Annotated in this window: 17 protein-coding genes; 16 read left to right on the top strand and 1 reads right to left on the bottom strand. The window is 39.2% G+C overall.

The window, feature by feature from the left end; genetic code table 11:
• The first annotated feature begins 163 nt into the window (after positions 1–163).
• Positions 164–568, top strand: coding sequence for a F0F1 ATP synthase subunit epsilon (locus tag BKP37_RS14915; protein ID WP_071310420.1), 405 nt, complete (start codon positions 164–166; stop codon positions 566–568).
• On the opposite strand, the gene BKP37_RS19740 is transcribed toward BKP37_RS14915, so the two are convergent.
• Positions 537–1007, bottom strand: a complete 471-nt coding sequence (locus BKP37_RS19740) for a hypothetical protein (protein WP_139193149.1) — start codon at positions 1005–1007, stop codon at positions 537–539. The two genes, BKP37_RS14915 and BKP37_RS19740, sit on opposite strands and share 32 nt — an antisense overlap.
• A 152-nt stretch (positions 1008–1159) precedes the next feature.
• Here BKP37_RS19740 and BKP37_RS14905 point away from each other — a divergent pair, with 152 nt between their 5' ends.
• The 15 genes from BKP37_RS14905 (at position 1160) to murA (ending at position 15527) form a co-directional block, all read left to right on the top strand.
• On the top strand, positions 1160–2134 hold the full coding sequence (locus tag BKP37_RS14905) for a nuclease-related domain-containing protein (protein ID WP_071310418.1): 975 nt from the start codon (positions 1160–1162) through the stop codon (positions 2132–2134).
• A 594-nt stretch (positions 2135–2728) separates the two neighbouring features.
• Positions 2729–3100, top strand: coding sequence for an NADH-quinone oxidoreductase subunit A (locus BKP37_RS14900; protein ID WP_071310417.1), 372 nt, complete (start codon positions 2729–2731; stop codon positions 3098–3100).
• Positions 3091–3627: a NuoB/complex I 20 kDa subunit family protein gene (locus BKP37_RS14895; RefSeq protein WP_071310416.1), complete on the top strand. Its 537-nt coding sequence runs from the start codon at positions 3091–3093 to the stop codon at positions 3625–3627. Before BKP37_RS14900 ends, BKP37_RS14895 begins: the two co-directional genes overlap by 10 nt.
• Positions 3624–4103, top strand: a complete 480-nt coding sequence (locus tag BKP37_RS14890) for an NADH-quinone oxidoreductase subunit C (protein ID WP_071310415.1) — start codon at positions 3624–3626, stop codon at positions 4101–4103. The genes BKP37_RS14895 and BKP37_RS14890 overlap by 4 nt, the downstream gene beginning before the upstream one ends.
• Before the next feature lie 13 nt (positions 4104–4116).
• Positions 4117–5226, top strand: coding sequence for an NADH-quinone oxidoreductase subunit D (locus tag BKP37_RS14885; protein WP_071310414.1), 1110 nt, complete (start codon positions 4117–4119; stop codon positions 5224–5226).
• Positions 5226–6182, top strand: coding sequence for an NADH-quinone oxidoreductase subunit NuoH (gene nuoH, locus BKP37_RS14880; RefSeq protein WP_071310413.1), 957 nt, complete (start codon positions 5226–5228; stop codon positions 6180–6182). The genes BKP37_RS14885 and nuoH overlap by 1 nt, the downstream gene beginning before the upstream one ends.
• A 5-nt stretch (positions 6183–6187) precedes the next feature.
• Entirely contained in the window at positions 6188–6640 is a 453-nt protein-coding gene (locus BKP37_RS14875) for a NuoI/complex I 23 kDa subunit family protein (RefSeq protein WP_071310412.1), read from the top strand.
• A complete protein-coding gene (locus tag BKP37_RS14870; protein WP_071310411.1) occupies positions 6637–7131 on the top strand; it encodes an NADH-quinone oxidoreductase subunit J in 495 nt (164 codons plus the stop codon). Before BKP37_RS14875 ends, BKP37_RS14870 begins: the two co-directional genes overlap by 4 nt.
• A 1-nt stretch (position 7132) precedes the next feature.
• Complete coding sequence (gene nuoK, locus BKP37_RS14865; RefSeq protein ID WP_071310410.1) at positions 7133–7441, top strand: NADH-quinone oxidoreductase subunit NuoK; 309 nt, start codon at positions 7133–7135, stop codon at positions 7439–7441.
• A 75-nt stretch (positions 7442–7516) separates the two neighbouring features.
• A complete protein-coding gene (gene nuoL / locus BKP37_RS14860; RefSeq protein ID WP_071310409.1) occupies positions 7517–9406 on the top strand; it encodes an NADH-quinone oxidoreductase subunit L in 1890 nt (629 codons plus the stop codon).
• The gene (locus BKP37_RS14855; protein WP_071310408.1) at positions 9403–10926 is read left to right on the top strand and encodes a complex I subunit 4 family protein; all 1524 of its coding nucleotides are present in this window, start codon (positions 9403–9405) and stop codon (positions 10924–10926) included. Before nuoL ends, BKP37_RS14855 begins: the two co-directional genes overlap by 4 nt.
• 5 nt (positions 10927–10931) lie before the next feature.
• The gene (locus tag BKP37_RS14850) at positions 10932–12386 is read left to right on the top strand and encodes an NADH-quinone oxidoreductase subunit N (protein WP_071310407.1); all 1455 of its coding nucleotides are present in this window, start codon (positions 10932–10934) and stop codon (positions 12384–12386) included.
• 546 nt (positions 12387–12932) lie between these two features.
• Entirely contained in the window at positions 12933–13166 is a 234-nt protein-coding gene (locus BKP37_RS14845) for a DUF1146 family protein (RefSeq protein WP_071310406.1), read from the top strand.
• Positions 13167–13391: 225 nt separating this feature from the next.
• Entirely contained in the window at positions 13392–14168 is a 777-nt protein-coding gene (locus BKP37_RS14840; RefSeq protein ID WP_071310405.1) for a YwmB family TATA-box binding protein, read from the top strand.
• Positions 14169–14201: 33 nt separating this feature from the next.
• Positions 14202–15527 carry a UDP-N-acetylglucosamine 1-carboxyvinyltransferase gene (murA, locus tag BKP37_RS14835; RefSeq protein WP_071310404.1) on the top strand — a complete coding sequence of 442 codons (1326 nt, stop codon included), beginning with the start codon at positions 14202–14204 and terminating at the stop codon, positions 15525–15527.
• Positions 15528–16143: the final 616 nt, after the last annotated feature.

The following is a 16143-nucleotide window of genomic DNA, read 5'->3' as shown; positions in this document are numbered from 1 at the left end:
CTAGGTGCTGTAGCTAGACAGCTCGAAAGGCAAAAGCATCTCGGGTAGCTTTCAAAAAATATAAATCCAAGCTCTTTCAGTGAAGCTTTTCTTCACTGAAAGTAGTCTCCACTCAAAGAGTAGCAACTTAATGTAGCGCTCTGAGTCCTTAAGGAGGGTTTTCATGAAGACAATGAATGTCAGTGTTGTAACCCCTGATGGTAAAGTATTCGATGGAGACGTTGAAATGGTAAGTGTGAAAACAATGAATGGTGGACTTGGGATTTTACCTAATCACATTCCTTTAGTTACGCCATTAACCATTGGAGCGGTTCGAATTAAGCGTAATTCTGAAATCATACTTGTAGCAATCACTGGTGGACTGATGGAAGTTCGCGGCGATCAAGTAAGTATCCTTGCAGAAACAGCTGAATTACCATCAGATATTGACGTATCACGTGCCCGTGCAGCAAAAGAACGAGCCGAACGTCGCCTGCAAGAAGCAAAACTAGACGATATCGACTTCAAACGTGCTGAAATGGCCCTCAAGCGTGCCATCAACCGCCTTGAAGTTGCAGATAGAAAATAAAAAAGACGCCACGTGCGTCTTTTTTTCGTTTGGTGGGTACGGCGAGGCTGTGCAGCATGGGTTGGAGTGCGCGCAGAAAATCCAGGGAACGCGCATAAAGCGATGGTCGCGCACAAATGTGGAAAACCGCGCAGAAAGTAGAGTGAACCGCGCACAAAATCCGGGGGAACGCGCATAAAACGATGATCGCGCACAAATGTGGAAAACCGCGCACAATCGACAGGGAATCGCGCAGAAAGTAGAGTGAACCGCGCACAATCGACAAAGAAGCGCGCAGAAAGAAGAGGGAATCGCGCACAAAATCCAGGGGAACGCGCATAAAACGATGATCGCGCACAAATGTGGAAAACCGCGCACAATCGACAAAGAAGCGCGCAGAAAGAAGAGGGAATCGCGCACAAAATCCAGGGGAACGCGCATAAAACCGACGCCCGCGCATTGGAGAGGCAACCGCTTTTAACTCAATCCTGTTTACTAACTTACACCAAATATAAAATTGTAATAAAATATGACAAGCAATTAAAAACATAAGGAAGGATTTATAAAAAAAAGGTAGAATTGTAGGATCAAATAAAAAATAGAGGTGAAAATATGATAGAAAAACATCAAAGTAAATCTCCCAAAATATATGGATTAGAAGTTTTAAACAGACGTGTACCACCAACACACTTCAATAAAACGAAAATAGAGCACGATCTGTCTTTAGCGCTATCGGGTTACCGTGGTGAAAAATCAATAAGTTACTATTTATCATTCCTCGATCCAGATAAGTACTCTATATTACATGGCTTACGCTTAAGAGATGCATTAAATCGTTATTTCCAAATTGATGTCTTGTTACTATCGAATTTTTTTCATATGATAGTAGAAGTAAAAAACCTTTCTGGTAATTTGTATTTAATGCAAGATCCTAATCAACTGGTTAGAACTTCAAATGATAATAGTAAAGAATACTTTCAAGATCCAATTCTCCAAGTGCGTCGCCAAATTGTTCAGCTCCAATCATGGATGAAAAAATATAATTATCCTCCTCGCCCCATTATCTATTTAATTGTCTTTGCAAATTCTAATGCAGTTATTGAGATTGCCCCTGATTACGATGAGGCCAAAGAGACTGTTATTCGTTCAGAAGCTCTCCCTTTCAAATTTGAGGAAATTGAAGCCACATATAATATTCAAAATGTACAACAGATAGATATAAAAAAGCTTATTCATCTATTGATCAAAAAAAACGAGCCATTATATGCAAACTTACTTCAAACATATGAGGTACGTGCAGAAGAGATTATTAAAGGAGTATCTTGCCCTAACTGTTCACAAATCCCCATGAAAAGACTAAATGGAACATGGTATTGTCCTCGTTGTACAACAAAATCAAAAGAAGCTCACGTATCTTCACTAAAAGACTTCCAACTACTTTTTGGCCCCACAATTAACAATAGTCAATTTCGTTCATTCTTAAAAATCGAATCTAGGTCCGTTGCCACTCGCTTGCTAAAGTCTATGAATTTAAATCACTCAGGTCAACAAAAAAATCGAAAATATATGCTCCCTCCAATAATTTAAAAATATTTATAACCATTTCAACTTCACTTATGAGTAATTCAATTAAAATTGTATGGGTGACGGCTTAAGAAAATTTCTGTAGTCTAGTTTGAGCTGTACCCATAATCAATAAGTGTGCACCACGATCGCGCACAAATGTGGAAAACCGCGCACAATCGACAGAGAAACGCGCACAAAACCGACGCCCGCGCACAAAACCGACGCCCGCGCACAACCTACAATCCACCCACCTTCCCCATGCGGCGCCCCTCCATGTCAACACTTGCACGTCTACAAATCACCTTAGCAAACTATTATATTCGTAAAATTTTTATTTAGAAGTCTTAAAAAAAATCAATGTCAAAAATGAGGATTTCGTCGACAGGATTCGACACCGTCAAACAAGTTCAGCGCGACCCAATGTAAGTAATGAAAAATGATAAACCCTTTAGTATCAAGGGTTCGGTCGGTTAGTAACATAACGATAGTAATTTGTATAATATCCAGGCACTTGAGAAAAATGTGGACATATTTTGAACGGCTTTGTTATAATTTAGTAGGGGAGTTGAAAAAAATAAAAGACTAAATAGCAATAGGAATGGAGGGAGAGAGCGCATGGATTTGGATTTATATCTAAATAGTTACGTGTATGTGATCATATTCTTGCTTTTAGGTATTGCACTTCCAGTAGGGGGATTAACGTTTGGTAGGTTAGTAAGGCCTCACAACCCATATCCTGAAAAATTAGTCCCTTATGAAAGTGGTATTTTGCCAACTGGGGATGCTCAAATACGCTTCAGCGTGGCCTACTACATAGTAGCGCTAGAGTTCGTAATCTTCGACGTTGAAACCGTATTCATATATCCTTGGGCAGTAGCCCTTGATCATCTTGGATGGTTCGGGATTAATGCAATGCTGATATTTATTGTTGTTCTTGCGTTAGGCCTTGCGTACTCTTGGAAAAAGAAGGTGCTAGAATGGAACTAAAAAAACAGGGGTTTGAAGAGTTTGATCCAGCAGTAGTCGAAGAAGTAAAGCGTAATGTTCTTGTTACGAAGGTAGAAGAAGTAAAAGCATGGGCGCGTACGAGGTCATTTTGGCCATTAAGTTTTGGGTTAGCCTGTTGTGCGATTGAAATGATGGCCACAGGTGCAGCGCGTTATGACTTAGACCGTTTCGGTGTTATTTTCCGTGCATCTCCACGTCATGCTGACTTGATGATTGTTGCAGGAACAGTAACTGCTAAGATGGCACCAGTCGTGAAACGCTTGTACGACCAAATGCCAGAGCCCAAATGGGTTATTGCAATGGGATCCTGTGCAACTTGCGGAGGACCTTATCACAAAGCTTATAGTGTTGTTAACGGCGTTGACAAAATTATTCCTGTCGATGTTTACATCCCAGGTTGTCCACCAACTCCACCTGCGTTGTTAGACGGCATTGAGAAACTTCGTGTTCAAATTCGTGAAGAAGCGAAAGGTAAGAGAAGGAAGAAGGTGGGCCAAAGGATATGAGTCAAAAATTATTAGATAAAGTACTAAATAAAATTGAAGAATTATCCGGCCCGGAGGTCGTTATAGAAAGTAAATTAAATTTCGAAGAACCTTTTTTAATCATTGATAGTGAAAATTGGAAGATAGAGATTCCTCAAATGCTACGAGATGATGAAGAATTAAGGTTCGATTTCTTATGCTGTTTAACAGGTGTTGATTATGAGGAGCATATGGAAATCATTTATAACTTTTATTCAATGGAACTAAACCATTATCTTTGTATAAAAGTAAAAACGCCAAGATCGAATCCAAAGGTAGTTTCTGTACAACCTATTTGGAAAACGGCTGATTGGCATGAGCGTGAAGCATATGATTTATTAGGCATTGAGTTTCCAGGTCATCCGAATTTAACGAGAATTTTACTAGATGATGACTGGGAAGGACATCCACTTCGCAAAGATTACGAGTTTAATAAAGAAGAAATGGGTTTATCGTAGGGGGTGACTATTGATGAGTATAAAAACTGAGCAAATGGTATTAAACATAGGCCCGCAACACCCTAGTACACACGGTGTATTTCGTATTGAGGTAGTCATGGAAGGTGAAATTATTAAACAAGCAAGACCTGTGATCGGTTATTTACATCGAGGTACAGAAAAACTTGCTGAAGATTTAACGTATTCTCAGTTTATTCCATACACAGACCGCCTTGACTACATGAACGCTATGACAAACAACTATGTCTACTGTGCTGCTATAGAGAAGATGATGGGACTTGAAGTTCCTGAAAGAGCTGAGTATTTACGTGTCATTACGATGGAGCTTAATCGGATTGCAAGTCACCTTGTTTGGTGGGGAACTTACTTACTAGATATCGGTGCTTTAAGTCCGTTCATTTATGCGTTCAGAGATAGAGAAACGATCCTTGACCGACTAAACGAAATTAGTGGAGCGCGAATGACGTTTAACTATATGCGCATCGGTGGTGTGAAGTGGGATGCACCAGACGGTTGGATTGAAAAGGTAAAAGAAACCGTGAAAGATCTTCGTGAAAAAATGGAAGAGTACGACACACTTGTCACAGGAAATGAAGTTTTCCTAGGGCGAACAAAGGGTGTAGGAATTATTAAGAAAGAAGATGCCATCAATTGGGGGCTTTCAGGTCCAACCTTGCGTGGTAGCGGTGTCAATTTTGATCTGAGAAAAGATCAGCCATATTCAATTTATGATCGTTTTGATTTTGATGTGCCAACAAGAGAAGAGGGCGATTGCTTTGCGAGGTACGAAGTAAGGTTGGAAGAAATGCGCCAATCTTTGCGCATTGTTGAGCAAGCGTGCGAGCAAATTGTTGAAGGCGACATTATTCATAAAAAAGGCCAACGAATTATGATGCTTAAGCCACCAGCTGGCGAAACATATTTCCGTTGTGAAGCGTCAAAAGGTGAAATTGGCGTTTACGTCGTCAGTAATGGGAAAAATAAGCCTTACCGTGTAAAGCTTCGTCGTCCATCGTTTGTAAACGTAGAAATTCTTGCTTCTATGCTAAAAGGTAGAAACATCGCTGACTTAGTAGCAATTTTCGGAAGCCTTGACGTCGTTTTAGGGGAGGTCGATGCGTAATGGAACTCCTTTTTATGGTGTTTTATGGTGTAGCTGTTTTAGGGTTATTACTAATTGGCGTTATGTATGCGATTCTCTTTGAAAGAAAAGTTATCGGATATATGCAAGTCCGTATTGGGCCAAACCGACACGGGCCATGGGGAATGCTGCAAACCGCTGCAGACGTTATGAAACTTTTAATGAAGGAAGATATTATCCCATCACGAGTTGATAGAAAAGTATTTATTATTGCTCCGGTTCTTGCGTTTGCACCGTCATTTATGGTGTTAGCGACGATTCCTTGGAGTGAAAATTTAGTCGGTGCAAATTTAAATATTGGTGTTCTTTACTTTATCGGTATTTCTTCAATCTCAACGATTGGTGTACTGATGGGTGGATGGAGTTCGAACAATAAGTATTCATTAATGGGAGCGATGCGTGGAGTCGCTCAAATGATTAGTTATGAAATTCCACTCGTTCTTGCCATTATTGGGGTTGTTATTTTAGCTGGTTCATTAAACTTAAATGACATTGTCTATGCGCAGCGTGACATGGGAGTTTGGTTTATCGTACCGCAAATTTTAGGTTTTGTTATTTATTTAATTGCAGCAATTGCTGAATTAAATAGGTCTCCGTTTGATTTGCCTGAGGCAGAAAGTGAGCTTGTATCAGGGTATCATACTGAATACAGTGGATTTAGAATGGCATTTTTCTTCCTTGCTGAATACGTGTATGCAATTGCCATTTCAGCGCTTGCGACAACGTTGTTTCTTGGAGGATGGCTAGGGCCAATTTTACCAGGTGTTGTATGGTTTTTCCTCAAAATGTGTATCTTTATGTTCATTTGGTTTTGGTTACGTGCAACAATGCCACGTGTCAGAGTGGACCAATTAATGTCCTTTGGATGGAAGGTTTTAATACCACTAGCACTACTTAACATTGTCATAACGGCAGTGATAAAAGTATGGATGGGGTGATGTAAATGTTTAATTTTTTAAAGGGTTTCGGTGTTACGCTGAAATACTTCGCAAAAGAGAAGGTTACCATCCAATACCCAGAACAAAAACCAGAAATTCCAGAACGTTTCCGCGGAATTCAACGATTTTTCCCAGATAAATGTATCGTGTGTAACATGTGTGTCAATGCATGTCCAACGGATGTGATTACGTTAACAGGAAAGCCACATCCTGACAATCCGAAGAAAAAAGTGATTGATACGTATAACATCGATTTTCAAGGCTGTATTTTATGTGATTTTTGTACAGAGGTTTGCCCAACTGATGCGATTGTGATGACGACAAAGTATGATAATCTTTCAGACTATACTCGTGATCCGATGTATAAAGACATTGATTGGTTGTCAGCGAACGATGTGTACGGAAATTACACGGTTGAAGAAGAGAAAGAAGAAGCTAAGCGGGGTGAAGAAAAGTGAATGCAGAGTTAATTATTTTTCTAATCCTAGCCATTCTTTCAATCTCGTGCTCCGTTCTTGTCATTATTTTAAAGAGAATTGCACATCGAGTGTTATGCATGGCATTTACATTCTTCGCTGTTGCAGGACTTTACTTTTTACTTAGAGCAGAGTTCATCGGAATTGTTCAAATCATGGTTTATGTAGGGGCACTTTCAATCCTATTTGTTTTCGGTATGATGATGACAGATCATAAATCAGTGTCCATTGGACCAAAACGTACATTTAGTTTTAAAATGGTAAGTTTAGCAGGGGTAGCAGTATTGTTATTTCTCATGTTAAAGGGGATTTTCACTTTAGATGTACCTGGGCAAGAATATTATATCGGAAGTGCAGAAGCAATTGGAATTGAGCTTTATGGAAACTACGTCATCGCGTTCCAAGGTGCAGGAATACTGTTGCTTGCTGCTTTAGTAGGAGCCATTGTTTTGGCACGAAAGGAGGCCGATTAGAATGGTACCAGTTCAGTTATATCTAGCACTAGCGGCTATTCTATTTTGTATCGGCTTATATGGAGTACTGACGAGAAGACATCTTGTGATCGTTCTTGTTTCAGTAGAGTTAATGCTCAATGCTGTTAATATTAATCTAGTCGCGTTCTCCAGTATTGGACCGTTTGCCAACATTACAGGGCAAGTGTTTACCTTGTTTGTTGTGACAGTTGCTGCTGCAGAGGCGGCGGTTGGTTTAGCGATTTTAATAGCATTATATCGTAATCGAAAATCAATTGATGTCATAAAACAAGATCTTATGCGTTGGTAAGGCTATAGCTAGTAGAAATTGTTCAAGAACTTTTTGAACGACCTCTAGTAGACTAAATGAGGAAAAGGTGATGGTATGATACAATATGCCTGGATAATACCCGTCTTCCCACTATTAGCCTTCGTAGTGCTTTTACTTTTTGGAAGATTACTGAAAGAGAAAGCGGCATACGTTGGAATTATTGCAATGGCTGCTTCATTCGGGGCGTCGTTAATCGTCTTATTCGAAAGAATCGGTGGGGAAGGTTATCAGTATGTTGTAAGGTGGATCACGTTTGGTGAACACACAATTACAATGGGGTACGAGGTAACAGCATTAAACGCGATGATGTTAATTGTTGTTACAACAGTAAGTTTACTTGTTCACTTATTTTCAAAAGCATATATGCACGGGGATGATCGTTTCCCAGTGTTCTACTCTTATTTAGGGTTATTCTCGTTTTCGATGTTAGGACTTGTGTTGTCACCTAATATTCTTCAACTCTTTATTTTCTGGGAGTTAGTAGGGTTGTGTTCATTCCTATTAGTAGGTTTCTGGTTCTTTAAACCTGAAGCTGCTGCTGCGGCAAAAAAGGCGTTTTTAACGACAAGAATCGGAGACGTGGGACTATTTATAGGTTTAATACTTATATTTATTTATACTGGATCATTTGAATATGCTACCATTTTTGCTGCTATTGAAAATGGTTTAGTAGAACAAACAATGGTGACGATCATTGCTATCTGTATTTTCCTAGGGGCAGTCGGGAAATCGGCACAATTCCCGCTTCATGTATGGTTACCAGATGCGATGGAAGGTCCGACACCAGTATCAGCGTTAATCCACGCCGCTACGATGGTAGCTGCAGGGGTATACTTAGTGGGGGTTATGTATCCTGTATTTTTAGCATCAGAAACGGCATTAACCGTTGTTGCGTATACAGGAGCGATTACAGCGATTTTCGCAGCATCAATTGCGCTTGTTAACACTGATATTAAGCGTGTGCTTGCGTATTCAACCATCAGTCAGCTTGGATTTATGATTTTAGCTCTTGGAACAATGGGGTATGTAGCAGGTTTATTCCACTTAATGACTCACGCGTTTTTCAAGGCACTTCTATTTTTAGGAGCTGGTAGCGTTATTTACGGAATGCATCACAGACAAGATATTAAAGACATGGGTGGTCTTTGGAGCAAAATGAAGATCACAGCCATTACGTTCTTAATTGGAACACTAGCGATTGCGGGGGTACCACCTTTTGCAGGGTTCTGGAGTAAAGAAGTTATTTTAGCGGCTGTTTTATACAATGGCGATCCGTTCTTGTTTGCGATTGTATCAATCACAGCAGCGATGACAGCGTTTTACATGTTCCGACTTTTCTTTAAAGTATTTACTAAGGAATATCGTGGTAGTGATAATTTAGAAGCAGGTGAGCATCACCATGAGCCACATGAAAGCCCAAGTGTGATGACAATCCCTCTAGTTGCATTGGCCGTACTTGCCATTTTTGCAGGGTTTGTAAACACGCCAATCTTCGGTTTTGGACTTGAAGCGTTCTTAACAGAAGGAGTGAATGTAGGTTACCAAGCTCACGGAGAAGTCTGGTTGATCCTTTATTCAATTGTGATTGCTGCAGCTGGTATTTTCTTAGCGTACTTAATCTACTATAAAGGCACAATTTCAGAAAGCTATTTTCCTAATCTTGTACCAGGAGTGCACAAACTATTATTAAACAAGTATTACATGGATGAGCTCTACGCAGTCGTTTTTGTTCGTCCGGTTGTCATTCTTGGAAAAGTTCTTTGGGGAATTGATCGCTTTATCATTGATGGAATCGTGAATATGCTTGGCTACCTAACAAAGGGAACAGGCTATGTCATTTCTAGAAGGCATACAGGACAACTGCAAACGTACGGTTTAGTAACCGTTGTTGGCGGAATGGCAGTTATGATTCTCGCCTTTGTATTAAGGGGGTATTTCGGATGATCCCAAATATATTAAGCGTACTCGTCTTTTTACCTTTATTAGGGGCATTAATCATTTTAACTATTCCTAATGAACATAAAAATGTCATTCGTTCAGTCGCTGGCATCACTTCATTTGTAACTTTGATTATTTCAGTGATTGTTTGGAATGTCTTTAATCGAAGCACAGCAGGAATGCAGTTTGCTGAAAACTATACGTGGATCGACTTAGGGTTTGTTTCGTTTAACTATCAATTAGGTGTTGATGGACTATCGATGCCACTTTTAGTATTAACAACGATTGTTACATTCCTTGGGATCGTTGCATCAGTATCAATTAAAGATCGTGTGAAAGAGTACTTCGTTTGGATGCTTATTTTACTAACAGGGATGCTAGGAGTATTTGTAGCACTAGACATGTTCTTGTTTTTCTTATTCTTTGAATTAACGTTAATTCCAATGTTTTTTATTATCGGAATTTGGGGTGGAAGTCAAAAAGAATATGCAGCATTTAAGTTTTTAATCTATACAGGACTAGGAAGTGCAGTCATGTTAATTGCCTTCTTTGCGATGTTCTACCAAGGCGCAGTCGCTGAGGAAGCAACGTTAAACTTCCTACGATTAGCTGAAATTTATGCAAATCCTGCGAATGCTCACATTATTTCAGATGCATTTAAAGCTGGTTTGTTCATAACTTTATTTGTTGCTTTTGCTGTAAAATTACCAATTTTCCCTTTCCATACGTGGTTACCAGATGCCCACGTTCAAGCGCCAACTCCAGCTAGTATGATTTTAGCGGGTGTATTGTTAAAAATGGGTGCATACGGATTACTTCGTGTCGGATTTGGAATTTTACCAGATCAAGCAGCAAAATTTGCCTTTTTAATCGCAATCCTTGGGGTTGTAAACATCATTTATGGTGCACTACTCGCTCTCGTTCAAAAAGATTTGAAAAAACTTGTGGCGTACTCAAGTATTTCACATATGGGGATTGTCCTATTAGGTGCAGCGTCATTCACGACGCAAGGTATGCAAGGCGCAATTTTCCAATTAGTTTCTCACGGCTTTATCGCAGCACTTCTATTCTTTATGGTTGGGGCGATTTACGAGAGAACTCATACACGTATGATCGAAGACTTAGGTGGTTTATCAAAAACGATCCCAATTTTGGCTGGGTTCTTACTGGCTGCCGCTATGGCTTCAGTTGGACTGCCGGGCATGTCAGGATTCGTTAGTGAGTTGTTAGCATTTATGGGTATTTTCGGGGCATCTCCGGATATCATTCCTGCTGCAAAAACAATCGCTGTTGTTGCGGCACTTGGTATCATTCTCACAGCTGCATACTTACTGTGGGCGATGCAAAGAACAACATTTGGACAATTACATCAATCGAATGCACATTTAGAAGATGCACGTCCAATTGAATATATCCCAATGATTTGCTTACTCGGTTTAACGATTTTAATTGGGGTGTACCCAGCGATTTTAAGTGACGTTATTAATATTACAGTGATCGACATTGTGTCGAAGATAGGGGGTTAAAGACAATGACAGCATTTAACGCAGACTGGTCTTTAATGACTCCGGAGATTGTGTTGGCAATACTTGCTTTAACAGTGTTTACGATTGATTTTACAACGGGGATACGTGGAAAAAAACCGTTCATCGGTATTTTAAGCGTATTGTCACTTTTAATTACGATCATCCTTGTCGTTATTTTTAACCAAACACCAGGATCAATAGGTGCAACGTTCGTTGTTGATCCTTATGCAATGCTATTTAAGATTGTCATCTTAATTGGGGTTGCACTTGTGATTATTAATTCCATGTCTTATATGGAAAAGCACCACGAAATGTATCAAGGTGAATTGTACTCGCTTTTACTTTTTGCAGCACTTGGTGCGATGTTAATGGTGTCTTCTGCCGATTTAATTACGTTATTTATCGGACTAGAGATCCTAAGTATTTCTTCTTACTGTTTAGCTGGCTTCCGAAAATCTCAAGCAAAATCGTCTGAAGCAGCGCTAAAATATGTTGTGTTAGGTGGAACAGCATCAGCGTTCATTTTATACGGGATGTCGTTTATGTACGGTTTAACAGGAACGACGAATTTGGGGGAAATTGGAGCAGGGATCCAACAGCTATACGGACAATATCCGTACCTAGTGATTATGTCATTACTATTTATGATTGCAGGTTTCGGTTTTAAAATTTCGATTGTACCGTTCCATATGTGGGCCCCAGACGTTTATGAAGGCGCGCCAACACCAATTACAGGGTTTTTAGCTACTGTTTCAAAAGTTGCTGGATTTGCGATTATGATCCGAATTTTGGCTGTAGGTTTTGGTGGAATTTATCATGAGTGGTATTTCGTGATTGCTGTGATTGCAGCGTTAACGATGATTGTCGGTAACACAGTTGCGTTAGTACAGAAGAATGTGAAGCGTCTTATGGCTTACTCAGGAATTGCGCAAGCGGGTTACTTACTCGTTCCACTTGCTGCGTCACTTTCGTTTAACATTACGATGAGTATGATCGTTTACTACGCATTTGCTTATATATTTATGACATTAGGGGCATTTGCGATTATTACACACGTAACGGAAAATGCTGAAAGTGAGGATATTTCTAGCTTTGCTGGACTACAAAAGCGGTCGCCGTTTTTGGCGCACTCAATGACGGTTTTCCTTCTTTCGATGACAGGTTTACCGATCACAGCCGGTTTTGTTGGGAAGGTGTACATTTTCTTAGGCGTCATGTCGAGTGAAATGGTATGGCTCGCAGTGGTTCTAATTGTAACAAGTACAATCTCGTTCTTCTATTACTTTGGAATTATTAGACAAATGTACATGATGGATCCTAAGGAAGATAGTAGCATGCTAAAAGCACCGACAAGCATTTCGCTTATCGTGACGATTTCACTTATCGGTACTTTCGGCCTAGCTTTTTTTGCCAACATGCTGACCAACTATATGAACGGCTTAATGTGGATCATCCTTTAGTATTCACAAGTTATAATAAATTCAAACCTACCAGAATGAAAAATTTTGGTAGGTTTTTATTTTGGAAGAATGAGTTCACATCGGCTACTTCAGCGTGATGTGCAAGGTGGATCAACGATCGTGCTTTTTTGAAGTTTAGAAGGTGAGCTGCCGAGGAAGCGGACTACAGTTCCGTTATTTCTGAAAAAATGGCTGTTTTTTGAAGCTAATGGACTTAGGTTCCGTTATTTGCTATTTTTCGTGATAATTCTAGAAATTTTGAGCAAATAACGGAACCACGGTCTGCAAAAAAATTTAAAATGAAATATTTTTAAAAATAACGGATTCTCTGTCCGATCCGATAAAAATATCATTATCTTCATTTGTCGAAGAAAATAGTCAGTTTTCTTCATATTTAAAATAGCTTTTTATTAGAAATTTCGTTATTATAAGAAATGTGTCTGTTATATAAGTGGTTTTTTTTAGTATTATCATATTTTTTCATATGTAGTCACGAAAAAAATTATGATATATAACAGAAATACGTAAGGTTAGGGGTTTTTACAAATGTTAGAACAGTTTGGACAACAAGCTCTTGTCCACCTTCTTGTAAATCTCGCGTTTTTAGTAGTCATTTGGTGGGCTTTACAAGCGTTTCGCTTTGAATTCCTTGTGAAAAATCCAAAAGGACCACAAGGTAAAGTATTGATGATTATTACAACTATTGCGCTAACACAGTTAGTAAGTGGCTTCTTTTTAGATTACCTAAACTGGTCAAAAATGCTTCGCTTTCTCTTTTAAAAGCGGTCTAGCTTCAGCTTGGTCACTTCGTAGCTGTTTTACGACGAGTAAACGGAGTGTAACAAGAATAGCTGCTCGTGACCAAGGTGCTTCTGCTTTCCTTAATTAAATACGGATTTTGTCGACTTTTAACTACAACTTCCATGTATTTATGCTCTCGAACTGGTAAAAATGCTAGTAAGAGAATAGTTCGACGAAATCGAACGTATAAGGAGAGAGAGAAGCATGGGGAATAAACATAAGCTGCACATCATATTTTTTGGTATTGTGTTCTTCAGTCTTTATTATTTAGGACTAAGTGGGAAAGGAGAAGCAACGGTAGAAAATCCGTTCTCTGAATTAAACCAAATTGTAGATGTAATGGATAAACATGATATTGAGCTTACTGAATGGACGCTATATACACGGGGTCACTTAAATCACTGGACAGAACCAGGTGAATATGAAAAAGAATTAAAGACAATTCAACAGATGATAAGCCATTTTGATTGGGAACCACTAAAAGATTACCCAAAAAACCAAAAGAAGGCGATCGGCACATTTATTCACCACGATATAGGTGTTATCCAAACACTTACCTACATTGTCTACCCTCACAACAAGCAGTTACATTCATATCTAATTTACGAAGTTCAAGGTGTTCAAACGTTATCCGAAAAGCAATTAGACTCCCTTACGTCAGTAGTACTTTTTAGGCATCAAGACTTATTTAATAAGAATACCAAAATTTTCACTTGTGCAACAGGAAATGGCAGTGATAAACTAAATCTTGGTTTAGGTGAGCAAGCAGAACTTTTACTGAAAGAATTCTCTGCTCAGAAAATTGAGGCATTAAAAGAGGAAACGTTCATTTCCATCTCTGCATACACTAATATATGGAACAGTTCCTTAACAACAAATGAAGAAAGTATGAATTTACAGCTAGCTATTCGAGCAAATGAACGATTGGGCGGTAAAACTACCGTGACAATTGGCACGCCGATAATTACGACTGAATATTAATAGTATAGAAACTGGACGTCGGAGGGGAATACGTTGGAAAAAATAATAGTCCAAGGAGGTAAACGGTTATCTGGTAAAGTGAAAGTCGAAGGCGCTAAAAATGCTGTTTTACCAGTAATCGCTGCATCTATTTTAGGTAGTGAAGGAAAGAGCCATATTTATGATGCACCAGCACTTGCTGATGTATACACAATAAATGAAGTTTTACGAAATTTAAATATCGATGTTTCTTATGAAAATGGAAGCATCGAAGTGGACGCCGAAAAAACATTAAAAACGGAAGCTCCTTTTGAATACGTTCGTAAAATGAGAGCCTCGTTTCTTGTTATGGGCCCACTATTGGCTCGAGTTGGTCATGCACGAATTGCCCTTCCAGGTGGATGTGCGATTGGTTCACGTCCAATTGACCAGCACTTAAAAGGTTTTGAAGCAATGGGAGCCAAAGTAGAAATTGGTAATGGTTTTATTGACGCTAAAGTGGACGGACGCCTTAAAGGAGCAAAAATCTATTTAGATTTTCCTAGTGTAGGCGCAACTGAAAATATTATGATGGCCGCTACACTTGCAAAAGGAACAACAATCATTGAGAACGTAGCAGAAGAACCGGAGATTGTATGTTTAGCTACGTATTTAAATGCAATGGGGGCGAAAGTTCGTGGTGCTGGTACAGGTACGATCCGTATTGAAGGAGTCGAAAAACTTGTCGGTGCCAAGCATACAATAATCCCAGACCGTATTGAAGCAGGAACATTTATGGTTGCCGCTGCTATTACTGGTGGTGACGTATTTGTTGAAGGTGCTCTTACTGAGCATTTACGTCCGTTAATCGCAAAAATGGAAGAAATGGGTGTTACTATTATTGATGAAGAAACAGGTATTCGCGTCATTGGCCCAGAAAAATTAAAGCCAATTGACATTAAGACGATGCCACATCCAGGTTTCCCGACAGATATGCAATCACAAATGATGTCTCTACTTTTAAAAGCAGAAGGCACGAGTGTGATTACAGAAACAGTTTTTGAAAATCGTTTTATGCACGTGGAAGAATTCCGTCGTATGAATGGAAATATTAAAATTGAAGGTAGAACAGCAATTATTTCAGGGCCAACTTCCCTACAAGGAGCAGAAGTTGCAGCCACTGATTTACGTGCGGGAGCAGCATTAGTCATTGCTGGTCTTGTGGCAGACGGCTACACAAGAGTTGTGGAGCTAAAACACATTGATCGTGGCTACGTTGACTTTGCTGGCAAACTAAGAAGCCTAGGAGCTCAGGTCGAAAGAGTATATGAAGTTGATCACACTCAATTTGAGAACCTTGAGGCACCGTCTCCGTTAAAAATGAATCCAAACCTAGCGTAGGTATGCCTATTTTTGTCTGTTATGTTGTGTGACATCATTTTGGACAAAAAGCAAAGCTATCTATTCTAAAACAACACAGGAGAGTATTTCACACAAATGAAAAACTCTCCTTTTTGATTTTTAAATATGGACAAACTGTGAAAAAATCCAGCGTAATGTAATGAATTTTTTTCTGCCTAATAAATGAATGAATTTCATAATCCATCATTCTCCCAACTAAGATGTAGTTTTATGTAGCTCGGTTATTGTAATCATCAAATTCACTCATATACATAAACATAAAAATCTTGATAACTTCATGCCTACATACTTTAATGAATTTCATCATTGTTTATCTGAAATTTTTTTAGGGTAAAAGACCCCCACCTCTAAGCGGAGACTGCTGAAAAAGCCCAAATTTTTTTATCTGAAAAATAATATTCAAAAAACGAGCCTCTAATCGCTTCTAAGGCTCGTTTGAGGGGTTAGGGAGACATTTTTGGCCCCCTATAATCATACGTTTTTCAAAAACATTCACTTTTTCAGTGGCCTCCTCTAAGCGTAGGTGGGATTTCCCGATGTTTCAGCTTGCTGAAACGAGTTCACTTTCACTACTAGGATACTAAATTGATGGATA

The organism is Anaerobacillus alkalilacustris, from assembly GCF_001866005.1.
Taxonomy (GTDB): Bacteria; Bacillota; Bacilli; order Bacillales; family Anaerobacillaceae; genus Anaerobacillus; species Anaerobacillus alkalilacustris.
This window is presented reverse-complemented; position numbering and strand designations above follow the sequence as displayed.